This is a genomic window from Lysobacter sp. MMG2 (assembly GCF_016735495.2).
Lineage (GTDB): Bacteria > Pseudomonadota > Gammaproteobacteria > Xanthomonadales > Xanthomonadaceae > Lysobacter_J.
On the sequence record NZ_JAERQY020000001.1, the window covers coordinates 830787 to 846868 of the forward strand.

Annotated in this window: 20 protein-coding genes; 15 read left to right on the forward strand and 5 right to left on the reverse strand. The window is 68.0% G+C overall.

Features of this window, described 5'->3' with window-relative positions; all coding sequences use genetic code 11:
- Positions 1–103 precede the first annotated feature (103 nt).
- From JI752_RS03610 to JI752_RS03640, 7 genes are all read left to right on the forward strand, one after another.
- Positions 104–988 carry a LysR substrate-binding domain-containing protein gene (locus JI752_RS03610; RefSeq protein ID WP_216959302.1) on the forward strand — a complete coding sequence of 295 codons (885 nt, stop codon included), beginning with the start codon at positions 104–106 and terminating at the stop codon, positions 986–988.
- Between the two features lie 111 nt (positions 989–1099).
- Positions 1100–1528 (forward strand): YciI family protein, encoded by a 429-nt coding sequence (locus JI752_RS03615; RefSeq protein ID WP_216959305.1) that lies wholly within the window; start codon positions 1100–1102, stop codon positions 1526–1528.
- Positions 1525–1965 (forward strand): VOC family protein, encoded by a 441-nt coding sequence (locus JI752_RS03620; protein ID WP_216959308.1) that lies wholly within the window; start codon positions 1525–1527, stop codon positions 1963–1965. Before JI752_RS03615 ends, JI752_RS03620 begins: the two co-directional genes overlap by 4 nt.
- A 197-nt stretch (positions 1966–2162) precedes the next feature.
- Complete coding sequence (locus tag JI752_RS03625; RefSeq protein WP_216959309.1) at positions 2163–2570, forward strand: VOC family protein; 408 nt, start codon at positions 2163–2165, stop codon at positions 2568–2570.
- A gap of 29 nt (positions 2571–2599) precedes the next feature.
- Entirely contained in the window at positions 2600–3025 is a 426-nt protein-coding gene (locus tag JI752_RS03630; protein WP_216959312.1) for a YciI family protein, read from the forward strand.
- A 9-nt stretch (positions 3026–3034) separates the two neighbouring features.
- Complete coding sequence (locus JI752_RS03635; protein ID WP_216959315.1) at positions 3035–3562, forward strand: SRPBCC family protein; 528 nt, start codon at positions 3035–3037, stop codon at positions 3560–3562.
- A gap of 209 nt (positions 3563–3771) precedes the next feature.
- Positions 3772–5094 (forward strand): RNA polymerase sigma factor, encoded by a 1323-nt coding sequence (locus tag JI752_RS03640; protein WP_216959317.1) that lies wholly within the window; start codon positions 3772–3774, stop codon positions 5092–5094.
- On the opposite strand, the gene JI752_RS03645 is transcribed toward JI752_RS03640, so the two are convergent.
- Together JI752_RS03645 and JI752_RS03650 are read right to left on the reverse strand one after the other, a co-directional pair.
- A complete protein-coding gene (locus JI752_RS03645) occupies positions 5066–5431 on the reverse strand; it encodes a DUF1428 domain-containing protein (protein ID WP_216959320.1) in 366 nt (121 codons plus the stop codon). The two genes, JI752_RS03640 and JI752_RS03645, sit on opposite strands and share 29 nt — an antisense overlap.
- Before the next feature lie 70 nt (positions 5432–5501).
- On the reverse strand, positions 5502–6095 hold the full coding sequence (locus JI752_RS03650; protein ID WP_216959323.1) for a YceI family protein: 594 nt from the start codon (positions 6093–6095) through the stop codon (positions 5502–5504).
- A 171-nt stretch (positions 6096–6266) separates the two neighbouring features.
- On the opposite strand from JI752_RS03650, the gene JI752_RS03655 reads away from it, so the two are divergent.
- Entirely contained in the window at positions 6267–6431 is a 165-nt protein-coding gene (locus JI752_RS03655; protein ID WP_216959326.1) for a hypothetical protein, read from the forward strand.
- A 71-nt stretch (positions 6432–6502) separates the two neighbouring features.
- Here JI752_RS03655 and JI752_RS03660 read toward each other — a convergent pair whose 3' ends face one another.
- Both JI752_RS03660 and JI752_RS03665 read right to left on the reverse strand, forming a co-directional pair.
- Positions 6503–6847, reverse strand: coding sequence for a TfoX/Sxy family protein (locus JI752_RS03660; RefSeq protein ID WP_216959328.1), 345 nt, complete (start codon positions 6845–6847; stop codon positions 6503–6505).
- Between the two features lie 107 nt (positions 6848–6954).
- Positions 6955–9408 (reverse strand): TonB-dependent receptor, encoded by a 2454-nt coding sequence (locus JI752_RS03665; protein ID WP_216959330.1) that lies wholly within the window; start codon positions 9406–9408, stop codon positions 6955–6957.
- Between the two features lie 448 nt (positions 9409–9856).
- On the opposite strand from JI752_RS03665, the gene JI752_RS03670 reads away from it, so the two are divergent.
- The 4 genes from JI752_RS03670 (at position 9857) to JI752_RS03685 (ending at position 13380) form a co-directional block, all read left to right on the forward strand.
- Complete coding sequence (locus tag JI752_RS03670) at positions 9857–10795, forward strand: DMT family transporter (protein ID WP_216959332.1); 939 nt, start codon at positions 9857–9859, stop codon at positions 10793–10795.
- 63 nt (positions 10796–10858) lie between these two features.
- Complete coding sequence (locus tag JI752_RS03675) at positions 10859–12148, forward strand: ExeA family protein (RefSeq protein ID WP_216959335.1); 1290 nt, start codon at positions 10859–10861, stop codon at positions 12146–12148.
- A gap of 4 nt (positions 12149–12152) precedes the next feature.
- Positions 12153–12923, forward strand: coding sequence for a general secretion pathway protein GspB (locus tag JI752_RS03680; RefSeq protein ID WP_216959338.1), 771 nt, complete (start codon positions 12153–12155; stop codon positions 12921–12923).
- A gap of 61 nt (positions 12924–12984) precedes the next feature.
- A complete protein-coding gene (locus tag JI752_RS03685; RefSeq protein ID WP_216959341.1) occupies positions 12985–13380 on the forward strand; it encodes a DoxX family protein in 396 nt (131 codons plus the stop codon).
- Positions 13381–13447: 67 nt separating this feature from the next.
- Here JI752_RS03685 and dbpA read toward each other — a convergent pair whose 3' ends face one another.
- Positions 13448–14860, reverse strand: coding sequence for an ATP-dependent RNA helicase DbpA (gene dbpA / locus JI752_RS03690; RefSeq protein WP_216959344.1), 1413 nt, complete (start codon positions 14858–14860; stop codon positions 13448–13450).
- A gap of 102 nt (positions 14861–14962) precedes the next feature.
- Here dbpA and JI752_RS03695 point away from each other — a divergent pair, with 102 nt between their 5' ends.
- From JI752_RS03695 to JI752_RS03705, 3 genes are read left to right on the forward strand one after another with little or no spacing between them, the layout of a single operon-like run.
- Entirely contained in the window at positions 14963–15556 is a 594-nt protein-coding gene (locus JI752_RS03695; RefSeq protein ID WP_216959347.1) for a hypothetical protein, read from the forward strand.
- On the forward strand, positions 15553–15804 hold the full coding sequence (locus tag JI752_RS03700) for a GIY-YIG nuclease family protein (RefSeq protein ID WP_216959362.1): 252 nt from the start codon (positions 15553–15555) through the stop codon (positions 15802–15804). Before JI752_RS03695 ends, JI752_RS03700 begins: the two co-directional genes overlap by 4 nt.
- A 51-nt stretch (positions 15805–15855) precedes the next feature.
- Positions 15856–16080, forward strand: a complete 225-nt coding sequence (locus JI752_RS03705; RefSeq protein ID WP_216959365.1) for an RNA-binding S4 domain-containing protein — start codon at positions 15856–15858, stop codon at positions 16078–16080.
- The last annotated feature ends 2 nt before the right edge of the window (positions 16081–16082 follow it).

Below are 16082 nucleotides of genomic sequence, written 5' to 3' on the forward strand. Positions count from 1 at the left end.
ATCAAGAAATCTGGCTTTTGCCGGAACGGGTATTTTGATTCCGCCGCCGGGCCTTGCAAGCGCATACTTTCCGGGTCAGACACAAACGAAATTTGAGGCTTGCATGGCCCTGAGAGCGGACTGGCTGCCGGCCCTGACGGCCTTCGAATCGGCGGCGCGCCACCAGAACTTCGCCCACGCGGCCGAGGAGCTGCACCTCACCGCCAGCGCGGTCAGCCACCACGTGCGCAAGCTGGAATCGCGCCTGGGCGTGGCCCTGTTCCAGCGCCATGCGCGCGGGGTCTCGCTGACGGCCGAAGGTCGCCAGCTCGCCGACGCCGCCGGCACCGCGCTGGCCGACGTCGACGGCGTGCTGCGCAGCCTGCGTGGCGCACGCGAAGCGCACGACCGCGTGCGCATCACCACCCTGCACTCGCTGACCTACACCTGGCTGCTGCCGCGGCTGGCGGCGTTCACAAGCGCGAACCCGGGCATCCGCCTCAACGTGGACACCGAAATCGCGCTCACCCGCTTCGACGAGGGCGGCCCGGACCTGGGCATTCGCCACGGGCCGGGGCACTGGCCCGGGCTCACTTCGCATTTCCTCATGGACGAGGCGCTGTTCCCGGTGGTCTCGCCCGCCTATGCGCGCCAGGCCTGCATCGAGACGGCGGCCGACATCGCGCGCCATCCGCTGATCGCCGACCACGCGCGACAGGGCTGGCACGACTGGTTTCGGGGCGCGCACGTGCACGGGGCGAAGGTCGAGGAGCGCTACACCTTCAGCGACACCACCGACGCCATGAAGGCCGCCGCCGCGGGACTGGGCATCGCCCTGGCGCGCTCGCGCATCGCCGTGCCCTACCTGGAATCGGGCGAACTGGTGCGCCTGCCCGGCCCGGCCCTGCCCGCCCGCTGGGGCTACTACGTGGTCTATCCCGCGCACCGGCGCCTGCGGCCGGCCGCGCAGGGCTTCGTGGACTGGCTGCTGGAGAGCGTCCGCGCCTGAACCGACCGCCGGTCGGAATGTTTTTTCGCAGGCATGTCGATTCCGCCTCCGCTGCTTCGTCGTCCTCACAAGAGCGCGGGATTGCCCCGCCGCCCGACCGGAGAGACGACGATGAAGTTCATGGTGATCGTGCGCGCCACGCCCGAAAGCGAATCCGGCGCGATGCCCAGCGAAGAAATGCTCACGCAGATGGGCCGCTACAACGAAGAGCTGGCCAAGGCCGGCGTGATGCTGGACGGCCAGGGCCTTTACGCCAGCGCGAAGGGCGCGCGCGTACGCTTCGACGGCGACCGCCGCAGCGTCGTCGACGGGCCGTTCGCCGAGACCAAGGAACTCATCGCCGGCTTCTGGATCTTCCAGACCGCCTCGCTGCAGGAGGCGATCGAATGGGTCAAGCGCTGCCCGAATCCGGACGGCGGCATGAGCGAGATCGAGATCCGCCAGGTCTACGAAGACGGCACCTGCGGCGGCGATCTCTCGCCGGAACTGAAGGCGCAACACGAGCGCATCCGCGCGCAACTGGAGGCACGTTCGCAATGACCGCCACCACAGGCCAGCCGCCCATGAAGATCAACGCCTACCTTAGCTTCGACGACCAGTGCGAAGCCGCCTTCCGCTTCTACCAGCAGGTGCTGGGCGGCACGCTGGAAACGCTGATGCGTTTCGGCGACACGCCCGCGTGCGACCACGTCCCCGAATCGCACCGCGATCGCATCATGCATGCGCGGCTGGTGGTGGGCGACCAGGCGATCATGGGTTCGGACTCCGTACCCGAGCACCCGTACGAAGGCATCAAGGGCGTGTCCATCGCACTCAACGTCGATTCCATCGGCGAGGCCGAACGCGTGTTCAACGCGCTGAGCGAAGGCGGCCAGGTGATCATGCCGCTCGACCAGACCTTCTGGGCCGCGCGCTTCGGCGTGTTCGTCGACCGATTCGGCGTGTCGTGGATGGTGAATTGCGAGAAGGATCTGTAGCCCTTCCGCGCAGTTCCAGCGCCTTCGTTGGCGCTTACGAAGTCCCCATCGTTCCCGCGAAAGCCCCAGCTGTCATTCCCGCGCAGGCGGGAATCCAGCGCGCCGGCGTCACTGCGTCCTCCGGAGGGCGTGACGCCTCCACGGTTGGATTCCCGCAGCAGAGCAACCAAAGAAAACTTCACCCCAGGAACCCACCCATGCCCACCCAGATCTTCGTCAACCTCCCCTGCCACGACCTGCCGAAGTCGAAGGCCTTCTTCGAATCGCTCGGCTATTCCTTCAACCCGCAGTTCACCGACGACAAGGGCGCCTGCCTGGTCGTCAGCGACACGATCTACGTGATGCTGCTCACGCGCGAGTTCTTCGGCACGTTCACGAGCAAGCCCGTCGCCGATGCGCACAGCACGCTGGAGGCCATCACCTGCCTGTCGTTGGACAGCCGCGAAGCCGTCGACGACATCCATGCCAAGGCGCTGAAGGCCGGCGCGAAGAGCGCTGGCGATCCGCAGGACTACGGCTTCATGTACTCGCGCGCGTTCGAAGACCTGGACGGCCACCAGTGGGAATTCGTGCACATGAGCGGCACGCCGGACCAGGCGGGCTGATCGCATCCATTGCAGACGGAGACACGACCATGCGCTTCATGATGCTGATGATCCCCAAGGGCTACGAATCCGCCGAGCCCGGCACCCTGCCGCCCGCCGATCGCGTCGCGGTGATGATGAAATACAACGAATCGCTGCAGAAAGCCGGCGTGCTGCTCGCACTCGACGGCCTGCATCCGCCGTCGATGGGCGCGCGCGTGAGCTTCGAAGGCGGCAGGCCGCACGTCACCGACGGCCCGTTCTCCGAAGCCAAGGAAGTGCTCGGCGGCTACTGGATGATCCAGGTGAAGTCGCGCGAGGAAGCCATCGCCTGGGCATCGCGCTGCCCGGGCGCGGAAAACGAAGTGATCGAGATACGCCAGGTCATGGAGTTCGACGACTTCCCCGCCGACGTGCAGGGCGCCGCCTGCGATTTCGAAAAGTTGCAGCAATCCACCCAAGCCAACCGGAACTGAGGACGTTACATGTTCAAGATCATCGGACTGATCGTGCTGGTGCTCATCGTCGCCGTGCTGCTGTTCGCGGCGACGCGGCCGGACACCTTCCGCATCGAACGCAGCATCGTGGTGAAAGCGCCGCCGCAGCGCATCCATGCGCAGATCGAGGATTTCCATCGGTGGCGCGCGTGGTCACCGTTCGAGGCGATGGACCCGCAGATGAAGCGCGAGATCGCCGGCAGCCCGGCGGGCACCGGCGCGGTCTACACCTGGGATGGCAATTCCAAGGCCGGCGCGGGACGCATGGAGATCCTGGAATCCACGCCGACGTGCGTGCGCATCCAGCTCGATTTCACCCGGCCGATGACGGCGCACAACACGGCCGAATTCCTGCTCGCGCCAGAAGGCGACGGCACGCGCGTGACCTGGGCGATGCACGGCCCGCAGCCGTACATCGGCAAGGTGATGGGCCTGGTGTTCAACATGGACGCGATGATCGGCGGCGATTTCGAGCGCGGGCTGGCGAACCTGAAGCGGGTTTCGGAGCAGGGGTAAAGCCTTTTGCTTTCAGTACGTGTCGTTGATTCCTTCTCCCCTTGAGGGAGAAGGTGCCCGAAGGGCGGATGAGGGGTCGCGCGCAGCGCGCTTGCCGCGACCGGTTACCCCTCTCCCTGGCCGCCTGCGGCGGCCTGTCCCTATCCCGCAAGGGGAGAGGATGGACCGCACTTGCACCTGACCTCCCACGATGGTTCCATCGTCCGCCTATGACGGCGACCGACCTCCATCGCACCATCGATGCCGTCTGGCGCATCGAATCCGCCCGACTCATCGCCTCGCTCGCGCGCATGGTGCGCGACGTGGGGCTGGCCGAGGAACTCGCGCAGGACGCGCTCGTCGCCGCGCTGGAGAGATGGCCCGACAGCGGCGTGCCCGACCAGCCCGGCGCATGGCTGATGGCCACCGCCAAGCACCGCGCCATCGACCGCCTGCGCCGCAGCAAGCTTCAGCAGCGCAAGCACGAGGAGATCGCACGCGAACTTGAAGACGAACAGGCGCACGCCGACGACGCGCACATCGACGCGCTCGACAACCCGTTCAACGACGACCTGCTGCGCCTGGTCTTCACAGCCTGCCATCCCGTGCTGCCCACGCATGCGCAGGTGGCCTTGACGCTGCGCCTGCTCGGCGGCTTGACCACGGACGAGATCGCGCGCGCGTTCCTGGTGCCCGAAGCCACCATCGCCCAGCGCATCGTCCGCGCCAAGCGCACGCTGGCCGAGAAGCAGGTGCCCTACGAAGTGCCGCGCGGCGACGAACTGAACGAGCGCCTGTCGTCGGTGCTGGCAGTGATCTACCTGATCTTCAACGAAGGCTATGCGGCCACCGCCGGCGACGACTGGATGCGCCCCGGCCTGTGCGAGGACGCGCAGCGCCTGGGCCGCATGCTCGCCGAGCTGATGCCCGACGAAGCGGAAGTGCACGGGCTTATTGCGCTGATGGAAATCCAGGCCTCGCGCGCGGCCGCACGCATCGGTCCCGATGGCGAACCGGTGCTGCTGCTCGAACAGAACCGCGCGCGTTGGGACCAGCTGCTGATCCACCGCGGATTGAGCGCACTGGAGCGCGCGCAGAAGCTCGGCTCCGCGCGCCATCCGGTGGGCAGCCCGTACACGCTGCAAGCCGCCATCGCGGCCTGCCATGCCCGCGCGAGGAACGCGGAGGAAACCGACTGGGCCGCGATCGTCGGCCTGTACGGCGCATTGGCGCGCATCACGCCCTCGCCGGTGATCGAACTCAACCGCGCGGTGGCGCTGTCGATGTTGTTCGGCCCGGCATCGGGATTGGCGGTCGTGGACGCGCTGAAGGACGAGCCGGCGCTGAAGGACTACCACCTGCTCCCCGCGGTGCGCGGCGACCTGCTCAAGAAGCTCGAGCGCTGGGACGAGGCACGCATCGAATTCGAACGCGCTGCGGACATGACCCGCAACGCGCGCGAACAGGCGCTGCTGCACCGGCGCGCCGCCGAATGCGCGGCGGCGTCCGGCGACGCGGGCGCGCTTATGCCGTCATCGAAACGATCGGCTTGAACCCGCCCCAGAACATGCGCTTGCCGTCGAACGGCATGCTCTTGGGATCCAGCCCGGCGATGCGCGGATCCTTCATCACCTTTGCGTTGATCCGGTCGCGCGCGGCGCGCGACTTGTAGGTGATCCACGAGAACACCACGACCTCGTTCGGCTTGAGTTTCACCGACTGCGGGAAGGACGTGGTCTTGCCCGGCTGGACGTCGTCGGCGACGCACTCGTGGTATTCCAGCGCACCGTACTCGAGCCAGACCTTGCCGGCCGTGCGCGCCAGCTTGCGGTAGGCGTCCACGTTGTCCTTGGGAACCGGGACGACGAAACCATCGACATAGAAAGCCATCGTTTTCACTCCTGGGATACGCGGCGGGAAGCCGCAGGATGCGGGATGCGGTGTTAGCGCGAGGTCTGCTTCACGGCTTGCGCGTGGCTTCGACCTGGATGCGCAGCGCCACGTTCATGTCGAAGCCGTAGTCCTTGCCGGCGTCGATGCCGAACGCGTCTCGGCGGAATTCGCCACGCGCGTCGGCGCCGCAGAGCTCGCGCTTGTTGAGCGGATGCGGGATGCACTTGAAGCGCTCGATCGTCAGGTCCACAGGGCGCGTGACGCCGTGCAGCGTCAACTCGCCCTTCACGCGCGTGGGCGCGCCGTCGCGGAAGTCCGCCAGCGTTCCGGTGTAGGTGGCCTGCGGGAACTTCGCCGTGTCCAGCAGCGTGTCGTTGCGCGCGTGCTCGTTCATCGCGTCCAGGCCGTAGTCGATGCTGTCGGTGTCGATGACCACCTTGACGCTGCCCGTGCCCGCGGCGCGGTCCAGCAGGATCTCGCCGCTGCTGCGGTTGAACTTGCCGCGCCACACCGAGATGCCCATGTGGTCGGCTTCGAAACTGGGGAAGGTGTGGGCGGGGTCGATCTCGTAGGTGGCGGGCGCGGCCGTGGCCGTGGCGGCGGCAGACAACAGCGCGACGGCGACAAGCGTCGCGAACGGCGAAATGCGGCGTGCGGACATTGGGATTCCTCGTTGTGTACGGCCAGCGCTATTGCGGCCTTCTCTGGAACGACGAACGGAAAGGCCCGGAATCGACATGGGGCCCCGGCCTTTTCTCATGGACGAAGCGTGCAGCGGTTCCGGAAGGTACGCCGCAGGCCTACAAGGAGCCAGCCATGCCGCAGCAGTCGGATGTACGTTTCCTCTTCCGCATCACGGATCGTATTCGCCGATCCAGCGGCGCTGGAGCAGTTCAACCTGCGCCTTCAGGCGTTCGCCAGGAACGCGCTGGAGGAGCAAAGGCTGCAGAAGCTCATGTCCAGCTACCGCTCAGCGCAGGCGCAGACGGCGCGGTGATGACACGCCGAGCGTGACCGCCTGGGTCCCGGCCTTCGCCGGGATGACGGTGCCACTGCGACGCGTACCCGCTACCGATCGCGTTTGGGCTTCCGCGACGCCCGCGACGCCGCAGCGCGCGCCAGTTCCGCCCACGGGCGCATCGCTTCGGCCGAATCCATCGCCGCGTCGGGCAGCGACCAGTAACTCATCGTGATCGGCTCGGCCTGTCCCAGGTACACATAGGGTTCGCATCCGGCGGCTTCGAAGAGCAGTCGCGTCTCGTCGTCGACTTTCAGGTACAGCGCCTCGCCCATCACCACGCCGATCAGCGCGCCGTCGAGGTAAACACCGTGGCCACCGAACATCGCGCGCGTAGTGACGGCACCGAGCGGATCGAGCAGGTCGTGCAGGTGGGCGAGGTAGGCGTCGCTCATGGGGAGACACCGCGCAATGCAGGGAAACGCGTTGGAAGGTGACGGCGGCCCTGCCCTCACCCCACCCCTCTCCCGCACGCGGGAGAGGGGCTTTCAGATCGTCGTGCTCAGAACTTGTGCCACAGCCTCACGTACCACGCCGCACCGTTGAGGCCGAACTGCACGCTCTCGTAGATGTGGCCGTTGTCGGTTTCGTCGGGGTTCTGCTTCGTCGGGAACTTGTCGAACACGTTCGCCCCGCCCACCGTGAACTTGGTGTTGTCGCTGAAGGCGTAGGTGAGGCTGACGTCGGCAGAGGCCTTGCTTGCGTAGTGCTGGTTCGGCACGCCCGCTTCGGTGCCGGAGAACGTGCCCAATTCCTGCTCGCCGAAGTAGATGCCCTTCACCGTGGCCTGCCACGCGCCGCGCTCGTAATCCACGCCAAGCACCGCCTTGCTGCGCGGCGCGCCGTTCTCGATGAACAGACGGTCGCGCTCTGGCAGCAGCACGTCTTCGCGGCCGGCCAGTGCCGGCGGCGTGTTCACCTGGGTCACGTCGGTCTTGGTGTAGTTGGCGCCCAGGTAGGTGTTCCAGTGCGCATTGGCCCAGTCGAAGTCGTAGGTGACGGTGAGGTCGGCGCCTTCGGTGCGCGTGTCCACGGCGTTGAAGAAGAAGCGCGCCAGGCCCACGTCCATCGCTTCCAGGATCGGCCCGATCGACGGATCGCTGGTGTCGAAGTCGCCGCTGAGCACGACGCGGTCGTCGATGTCGATGCGGTACAGGTCCAGCGTCAGCGACACGTCGCTGCGCGGCGACCACGTCAGGCCCAGCGTCGCGCTCTGCGAGGTTTCTTCCTTGAGGTTGGGCACGCCGGCCAGGCGCGCCAGTTCGCTGTCGTTGGAGGCGATGACCACGTCCACCGGCTCGCCGCTGATGAAGTCGGTGATGGTGGAGGAGAAGTACTTCTGCTGCAGCGACGGCGCGCGGAAGCCGGTGCTCACCGAGCCGCGCAGCAGCACCGTGTCGCTGGCGTGGAAGCCGGCGGCGATCTTGCCGTCCAGCGTGGTGCCGAAGTCGCTGTAGTCCTCGTAACGCACCGCGTAATCCATCATGAAGCGGTCGGTGAAGTTCACCTCCAGGTCGGCGTAGCCGGCCCAGCTCTCGCGCTCCTTGTCGGTGACGTCGCCCGGCTGGAAGCCCGGGAAACCCTGGCTGCCCGGATTGCCGCCCTCGCCCGCGCCGTCGTAGTCCAGGTACGAACCTTCCTCGCCCTGGCGGATGCGGTAGCGCTCCTCGCGCCGCTCGACGCCGAAGGCGACGTTGACGCCGCTCAACACGCCGTCGAAGTAGCGCGAAACATCGAAGTTGCTGGTCTTCTGCTCGAACGAGAAACCGCCCGCGTCGAAGCTCGCCGGGCTGATGCCGCGCCCGCCGTTGAGCAGGTCCAGGTTCGCCAGCGAGGCGTTGAGCGTGCGGTTGATCGTGTAACGCAGCTCGTTGTAGCCGTAGGTCTGCGACAGGTCCCAATGCCATTGCGCGACGTCGCCGCGCAGGCCGAGGATGCCGAAGCGGTCTTCCAGCTCGCCGTCGATGAAGGGCACGAAGCCGTCGGGGTACATCGCCGCGGAGTTGCGCGAAGGGATGTCTTCCGAGCCGATGCCTTCGCGCGCGAACGCCGCAGACGATGCGTCACGCGACTGCATGCCGGCGGTGAAATAGACCTCGGCCGCCTCGCCCAGCGGCGAGTCGCCATTGAGGAAGACGGTGCGGTTGGTGATCTTGGAATCGCCGATGATGCGCGGGCCGTCGCGCGGCACGGAGCGGTCGGAGCGGTCGCGGTCCTGCCATTCGCCGGTGACGGTGAACATGCCGCCGGTGGCCAGTTGCGCGCCGCAGTACGCGGTGGCGAGCCAGTTCTCGCCGTCGCCGCGCGTGTATTCGCCGTAGCCGGCCACGGCCTCGCAGCCCTTGTCGCGCTTGAGCGAGATGTTCATGACGCCGGCGATGGCGTCGGAGCCGTACTGCGCCGCGGCGCCGTCACGCAGCACTTCGACGGCGTCGATCGACATCAGCGGAATCGAGTTGAGGTCGGTGCCCGTGTTGCCGCGATTGCGCGCGCCGTAGATGTTCACCAGCGCGACGGTGTGGTGGCGCTTGCCGTTCACCAGCACCAGCGTCTGGTCCGAACCCAGGCCGCGCAGCGCGGCGCCGTCGATGAGGTCGGCGCCGTCCGCGCCGGTCTGGCGGGTCGAGGTGAACGAGGGCGAGGCGTATTGCAGCGTCTGCGCGAGGTCGAACTGCGCGCCTTCCTCGACGGCCTGGTCCATCGGCAGCACGTCCACGGGCGACATCGAGGCCGTGTCGGAGGAACGCTGGATGCGGCGCGAGCCGAGCACCGAGACCGTGTCCAGGGTCTTGGCCTTGCCTGTTTCTTCTGCTCGCGCCTCGGCCGGGGTTTCCGGTTCGCCGGTCACCGGCGGCGTCTGCTGCTGGGCGAAGGCGACCGAACTGGCGAGCAGGCCACCCGACAGCCACAACGCGGCGTGGACGGCATGGAACAGACGGCTGCGGTGCTGACTCATGGGCACTCCCTGGCGTTGGCGGTCCCCCAGCCTAAATCGAATTGTTAAGAATTTGCCAATTTTTGCGCCCGAGTCGGCAAATGTGACGGGGTTTGCGGAACGCTCCTGCGGGCGCCGGTGATAGGGCGAAAGCCCCTCTCCCACCGGGAGAGGGGTTGGGGTGAGGGTCGGCGAAGGCCGGGCGGTGAAGACTCGCCACAGCCGCTTTGCATGGCGGCTTCGAGAAGGCGTGACGGCCTGGATCCCGGCCTTCGCCGGGATGACGGTGTCTTGGGGATGACGGTTTTTTTTGGAGACGACGGTGTCTTGGAACGACGGTGTTCCTATAGCCCCTCTCCCGCTTGCAGGTCGCCGGGACGACGGTGAGCCGATGGGTGACCCAACGCATCCCCGCGCGACCGCACGTTCCGGCGACAATGACTCCCCTTTCCCGCCCCGCTTCCATCGCATGACCCCGTCCAGCAAAGCGCAACTGCAAATCCATTTCTGCGTGCTGCTGTGGGGCTTCACCGCGATCCTGGGCAAGCTCATCACCCTGCCCGCGCTGCCGCTGGTGTGGTGGCGCATGCTGCTGGTGGTAGCGGCGCTGGCGCTGGTGCCGCGCGTGTGGCGCGGACTGCGCGCGATGTCGGCGCGGACGATGCTCGCCTACGCCGGCATCGGCGCACTCGTGGCGCTGCACTGGCTCACCTTCTACGGCGCGATCAAGCTCTCCAACGCTTCGGTGGGCGCCACCTGCATGGCGCTGGGCACGGTGTTCGTGGCGATGATCGAACCGTGGCTGACGCGCACGCGCTTCTCCAAGCGCGAGCTCGCGCTGGGCCTGATGGTCCTGCCCGGCGTGGTGCTGGTGGTCGGCGGCGTGCCGGCCGGCATGCGCGTGGGCATCGCGGTGGGCGCGCTGTCGGCTTTCCTCGTGGCGATCTTCGGTTCGCTCAACAAGCGCATGGTCGAGCACGGCGATCCGCTCACCGTCACCGCGCTGGAGCTGGGCGCGGGCGTGCTCGTGCTGACGCTGCTGGCCCCGCTGATGCCGGTGATCTTCCCCGCCTTCGCGGGCCCGCTGCTGGTGGCGCCGAGTGCACACGACGGCGCGCTGCTGGTCGCGCTCGCGCTGGCCTGCACGCTGCTCCCGTTCAGTCTGTCGCTGGTGGCGCTGCGCCACATGAGCGCGTTCGCGCAGCAGCTGGCGGTGAACCTGGAGCCGGTCTACGCCATCGTCCTGGCCGTGCTGTTGCTGGGCGAGCAGCGCGAGCTGACGACGCTGTTCTACGTCGGCGTGGCCATCATCCTCGCCGCCGTGTTCATCCATCCGCTGCTGGGCCGGCCGCGCCCGCTGCAGCAGGAAGTGCTGGGCACGGCGGAAGCAAAAGGCGCAGCGGAGTGATCCGCCGCGCCTGTCCGGCCGATTTCGTGGCAGGCTAGACGCCTCACCCCGACTTGGCAGCGCATGTATCTCGAGCACTACGGCCTGAGCGAGCCGCCGTTCTCGATCACGCCGGATCCGCGTTTCGTGTTCCTCAGCGAGCGCCACCGCGATGCGCTCGCGCACCTGTTGTTCGGCATCACCCAGGGCGGTGGCGGCGGTTTCGTGCAGCTCACCGGCGAGGTCGGCACGGGCAAGACGACGCTGTGCCGCCTGCTGCTGGAACAGGTCCCGGAGAACACGCGCGTCGCGCTGGTGCTCAACCCGCGCCAGACGCCGGTGGAACTGCTGGAGACGATCTGCGAGGAATTGCACATCGACCTCGACGGCCGTCACGGCAGCGCCAAGGCGCTCATCGACGCGCTCAACGCCTACCTGCTCGATGCCTACGCGCAAGGCCTGCGCGTGGTGCTGGTGATCGACGAGGCGCAGAACCTGTCGGTCGATGCACTGGAGCAGGTGCGTCTGCTCACCAATCTGGAGACGCCGACGCAGAAGCTGCTGCAGATCGTGCTGCTGGCGCAGCCGGAACTGCGCCGCATGCTCGCGCGCGAGGACCTGCGCCAGCTCGCACAGCGCATCACCGCGCGCTTCCATCTCACGCCATTGGACGCCGCCGAGACCGGCGAATACCTGCGTCATCGCTACCGCATCGCCGGTGGCACGCGCTTCCCGTTCGACGCTTCGGCGGTGAAGCGCATCCACCTGCATGCCGGCGGCGTGCCGCGCCTGGTCAATGTGATCGCCGAACGCAGCCTGCTTGCCGGCTACGCACACGACGTGGCGATGCTGGATGCGCGCTGGGTCGATCGCGCGGCCGCGGAGGTGTTGCCGGCGAAGGCATCCGATGCGCACCGTCGTCGCTGGTTCATCGCCGTGCCGGTGGCCGCGCTGGCGGTGGCGACGATCGGGTTCGCCACGTGGTGGTGGATGCGCGCTCCGGCGCGCGCCGAAGCGCCCATTCCGGCGCCTGCACGCCCCGTGGCCACCGCACCGGCGCCCGTCGTGCATGCGCCGGGCCTGGACGCGGAAGCGTTCGCCGCCGCGCTGCGCGAGGCGCCGTTGCGCCCAGGCGCGACCGGCGCCGTCGTCGAATGGATCGCGCGTCGCCTGCAGCCCGGTTACCTGCCCGCATCGAACGCCCCGGCGGTCTTCGATGCGGCGATGCAGGATGCGGTGCGCCGCTTCCAGCTCGACCACGGCCTGACCGCCGACGGTGTCGTCGGCCCGGCCACCTTGATGGCGCTGGCCTCGCGCGGCGGGACACCGCAACTGCTCGGCTCGCTGGCCGCGCCTTCCGACGGAGCGAAATGAGGCGATGTCGCTGATCCTCGACGCCCTGCGCAAGTCCGAAGCCGAGCGCCGCCGCGGCCAGATGCCGGACCTGCATGCCGAACTGCCGCCGCTCGTCCACGCCACCGCACCGCGCCGACGCGCATGGCCGTGGTGGTTCGCAGGCCTGGCCGTGCTGATGGCGGCGACCGCGCTGGCGTGGAGCCAGTGGGCAAGCCGTGCGGCATCCGTGTCCGCTGTGCAGACGTCAGATCGACACGACCCGCGGACGGCGATGAGCAAGCCGCCCGCACCGATGGCGAGGTCTGCACCTGCGCCGTCCTTCGCACTGCGCCCCGTCGCGCAGCCGACACCGGCGCCGCACGACGTGCGCCCGGCCGCCCCGATGGCATCGGTGGAAACGACGCCCCGGACGCAGGCGCCCGCCGCCATCGCGCCCGCTGCGCGTGAGCTTCCGGCCGCTGCAACGGCCGCACCGTTGCCTGCAGCGCCCGTCGCCCTTGCAGCGACGACGCCGGCACCCGAGGCGCCCCCCGCCCCGACCCTGCCTTCCTTGCCGGATGCCGGCGGCACGGTCCGCCTCGCCGATCTCTCGCCCGGCGAACGCGAGCAGCTCCCGGCGCTGAAGATCAGCATGCACATGTGGGGCGCCACCCCGGCGCAGCGCTTCGCGATCATCGACGGCACGCGCGTGGCCCAGGGCGACCGGGTGGGCGAAGCGGTGGTGGAAGAGATCGCCGCCGACGGCGTGGTCCTCAACTGGCACGGCCGCCGCCTGTCCCTGCCCCTGCGCTGACGGTTGCGCCGGAGACGGCGGCGCGTGACCATCCGCTGGTCCGACCAAACGGGGTAGCGCCATGAACAGCACCACCCAGCAAGACATCGGCAAGCTGATTCTCCGCATCACGCTCGGCGTACTGGTTTTCCTGCACGGCATCAGCAAGCTCGAAGGCGGCCTGGACGGCATCTTCAAGCTGGTCGAAACGCAGGGCTTTCCTGCCTTCTTCGCCTATGGCGTGATCATCGGCGAGGTCATCGCGCCCTTGCTGGTCATCGCCGGATTCTTCTCGCGAATCGGCGGCATCATCATCGTGATCAACATGCTGTTCGCGCTGTACCTGGTGCACCTGGGCGACATCGGCCGCCTCAACGACCAGGGCGGCTGGGCGATCGAGCTGCAGCTGATGTACCTCTTCGGCGCCGCAGCGGTGGCGCTGCTCGGGCCGGGCCGGTGGGCGTTCAACCAGCGCTAGTTGCGCGGTTTGCTCCACGCCTCTGGACATTGCCCGGGATCGGAAACGGTCCCGGGCAAGCTGTTTCCTACAGCCGGTTCACCCGGAACTTGCGTCCCTTGATCTTGCCCTCACGCAACCGCGCCAGCGCGTGCGCCGCCTGCCCGCGCACGACCGCGACGTACGAACGCGTCGGGAACACGTCGATCTTCCCCACCGCATCCGCCTTCAATCCCGCATCCCCGGTAAGCGCGCCGAGGATGTCGCCCGGGCGCAGCTTGTCCGTGCGGCCGGCATCGATGCGCAGCGTCGTCATCGCCGCAGGCGGCACGCTCGACGGCTTGCCCGACAGCGGCGTGCCCTTGAACCAGTTCAACGGCGCGCCTTCGCGTTCCTCGATCGACGCCACGCGTCCCTGCTCGCGCGGGCCGCACAGCGTCAGCGCGACGCCGTCGCTGCCGGCGCGACCGGTGCGGCCGATGCGGTGCACGTAGGTGTCGGCGTCATGGGGGACGTCGAAGTTCACCACCATCGCCAGCTCCTTCACGTCGAGCCCGCGCGCCGCCACGTCGCTGGCCACCAGCACGTTGCAGCTGTGGTTGGCGAAGCGCACCAGCACCTCGTCGCGGTCGCGCTGCTCCATGTCGCCGTGCAGCGCGAGCGCGGTGAAGCCGTAATGCGCGAGCGATCCGGCAACCTCGTCCACGTCGCGCCGCATGTTGCAGAACACCACGCACGATTGCGGCTTCTCCTGCAGCAGCAGCGCGGCCAGCAGTTGCGTCTTGCGGGCCGGATCGACCTCGTAGAAGCGCTGTTCGATCGAGCCGTGGCGCTCGCCGCCCTCCACCGTCACTTCCACCGGATCGCGCAGCATCGCGCGGCTGATCTCGCGCACGCCCTCGGGGAACGTGGCCGAGAACAGCAACCCCTGGCGCGAGGCCGGCGTGGCGCGGACGATTTCGCGGATCGGTTCCTCAAAGCCCATGTCGAGCATGCGGTCGGCCTCGTCGAACACGAGCGTGCGCAGCTTCTTCAGATCCAGCGCGCGCTTGCGCAGCAATTCCTGGATGCGGCCCGGCGTGCCGACCACCACCTGCGGCGCGTGCTGCGCCAGCGAATCCAACTGCGGCTGCAGCGGCGTGCCGCCGCACAGGATCGACAGCTTCAGATTGGGAACGGCGAAGGCGAGCTTGCGCAGCTGCTTGCCGACCTGGTCGGCCAGCTCACGCGTCGGGCACAGCACCAGCGCCTGCGTCTCGGTCCGGGTGGCATCAAGCCGGTGCAGCAGGCCCAGGCCGAAGGCGGCGGTCTTGCCGCTGCCGGTGGGGGCCTGCGCGATGAGGTCGCTGCCGTCGAGGATCGCCGGCAGGCTCGCGGCCTGCACCGGCGTCATGTGGGTGTAGCCCAGCGTCTGCACGCCCTGCAGCAGCGCGGGGGCGAGCTCCAGGCGCTCGAACGTGGGGGCCTGGGCGGCGCTCGGGGTATTGGGGGATGCGGTCATGCGCCATGATCGCAGCTGGGGGCGTGAACGCGCCATGCCGCGGACGATGGCCTATCCTGCGGCCACCGGCCCTGCGCCCAACCTTCACGGCCCTCGCGCGCCATGGAACCCGCCGCCGTCGCGACCGAACCGATCTTCGTCCACATCCGCATCGTCCTGGGCATCGTCCTGGGCCTGGCGCTGACGACGCTCCTCAAGGGCCTGGCGAAGTTCGTCCAGCACCCCGGACGCGAGCGCATCTACGGCGTGCACCTGGGCTGGGCGCTGTCGATGTTCATCCTGCTGGTGCACTTCTGGTGGTGGGAGTTCGGCCTGGTGCGCGTGCACCCGTGGACGTTCACCTCCTACGCGTTCCTGATCCTGTACGTCGTCGTGCTGTTCCTGCTGTGCACGCTGCTGTTCCCTGACGACCTGGCCGACTACAGCGGCTGGCGCGATTACTTCCAGTCACGGCGCAGCTGGTTCTTCGGGATCATGGCCTGCCTGTACGTGATCGACTTCATCGACACGCTGATCAAGGGCAAGCCGTACTACCACCACTTCGGCATCGAGTACCCCATCCGCAACGCGGTCTACGTCGCGCTGTGCCTGGTGGCGATGAAGGTGGGTTCGGAACGGTTCCATCGCGCGTTCGTGGCGTTCGCCATCGTGTACGAGCTGTCGTGGATCTACCGCCTGTACGATTACCTGGAATGAGCGCGACCTGGTACGTCTACCTGCTGGAATGCCGCGACGGCAGCCTGTACACCGGCATCACCACCGATGTCGCGCGCCGCTACGCGCAGCACCTCGCCGGCAAGGGCGCGCGCTACACGCGTTCGCGTCCGCCGGTGCGGTTGCTGGGGCAGTTTCCGCATCCGGACCGCGCGTCGGCCAGCCGCGCCGAGCACGCGATCAAGCAGCTGCGCCCGGCGCAGAAGCGGGCGCTGTGTGCGACGGGTTGAAGGCGTATGTTGAAGGCGTATCCTGAGCGCCCTCGCCCGCCGGCCCCGTCCATGCAGCACATCGATTTCGAACTCGACCGCGACCACGTCGAACTCAACCAGCTGCTCAAGCTGGTCGGCCTGTGCGACAGCGGCGGTGCCGGCAAGGCCATCGTCGCCAGCGGCGTGGTGCGCGTGGACGGCGAAGTCGAACTGCGCAAGACCTGCAAGATTCGCGCGGGACAGGTCGTGGTCGTGGACGACGTGGAGATCCGCGTCGTCGACGCATTCGCCTGAAG

Coding starts and splice junctions, on each gene's coding strand:
- JI752_RS03660 (WP_216959328.1), bottom strand. CDS start 6,847: ATGAGCGACGCCTACCTCGCCCACCTGCACGACCTGCTCGATCCGCTC.
- JI752_RS03625 (WP_216959309.1), top strand. CDS start 2,163: ATGCCCACCCAGATCTTCGTCAACCTCCCCTGCCACGACCTGCCGAAG.
- JI752_RS03615 (WP_216959305.1), top strand. CDS start 1,100: ATGAAGTTCATGGTGATCGTGCGCGCCACGCCCGAAAGCGAATCCGGC.
- JI752_RS03640 (WP_216959317.1), top strand. CDS start 3,772: ATGACGGCGACCGACCTCCATCGCACCATCGATGCCGTCTGGCGCATC.
- JI752_RS03685 (WP_216959341.1), top strand. CDS start 12,985: ATGAACAGCACCACCCAGCAAGACATCGGCAAGCTGATTCTCCGCATC.
- JI752_RS03670 (WP_216959332.1), top strand. CDS start 9,857: ATGACCCCGTCCAGCAAAGCGCAACTGCAAATCCATTTCTGCGTGCTG.
- JI752_RS03635 (WP_216959315.1), top strand. CDS start 3,035: ATGTTCAAGATCATCGGACTGATCGTGCTGGTGCTCATCGTCGCCGTG.
- JI752_RS03695 (WP_216959347.1), top strand. CDS start 14,963: ATGGAACCCGCCGCCGTCGCGACCGAACCGATCTTCGTCCACATCCGC.
- JI752_RS03630 (WP_216959312.1), top strand. CDS start 2,600: ATGCGCTTCATGATGCTGATGATCCCCAAGGGCTACGAATCCGCCGAG.
- JI752_RS03675 (WP_216959335.1), top strand. CDS start 10,859: ATGTATCTCGAGCACTACGGCCTGAGCGAGCCGCCGTTCTCGATCACG.
- JI752_RS03705 (WP_216959365.1), top strand. CDS start 15,856: ATGCAGCACATCGATTTCGAACTCGACCGCGACCACGTCGAACTCAAC.
- JI752_RS03655 (WP_216959326.1), top strand. CDS start 6,267: ATGTACGTTTCCTCTTCCGCATCACGGATCGTATTCGCCGATCCAGCG.
- JI752_RS03645 (WP_216959320.1), bottom strand. CDS start 5,431: ATGGCTTTCTATGTCGATGGTTTCGTCGTCCCGGTTCCCAAGGACAAC.
- JI752_RS03680 (WP_216959338.1), top strand. CDS start 12,153: ATGTCGCTGATCCTCGACGCCCTGCGCAAGTCCGAAGCCGAGCGCCGC.
- dbpA (WP_216959344.1), bottom strand. CDS start 14,860: ATGACCGCATCCCCCAATACCCCGAGCGCCGCCCAGGCCCCCACGTTC.
- JI752_RS03700 (WP_216959362.1), top strand. CDS start 15,553: ATGAGCGCGACCTGGTACGTCTACCTGCTGGAATGCCGCGACGGCAGC.
- JI752_RS03610 (WP_216959302.1), top strand. CDS start 104: ATGGCCCTGAGAGCGGACTGGCTGCCGGCCCTGACGGCCTTCGAATCG.
- JI752_RS03620 (WP_216959308.1), top strand. CDS start 1,525: ATGACCGCCACCACAGGCCAGCCGCCCATGAAGATCAACGCCTACCTT.
- JI752_RS03650 (WP_216959323.1), bottom strand. CDS start 6,095: ATGTCCGCACGCCGCATTTCGCCGTTCGCGACGCTTGTCGCCGTCGCG.
- JI752_RS03665 (WP_216959330.1), bottom strand. CDS start 9,408: ATGAGTCAGCACCGCAGCCGTCTGTTCCATGCCGTCCACGCCGCGTTG.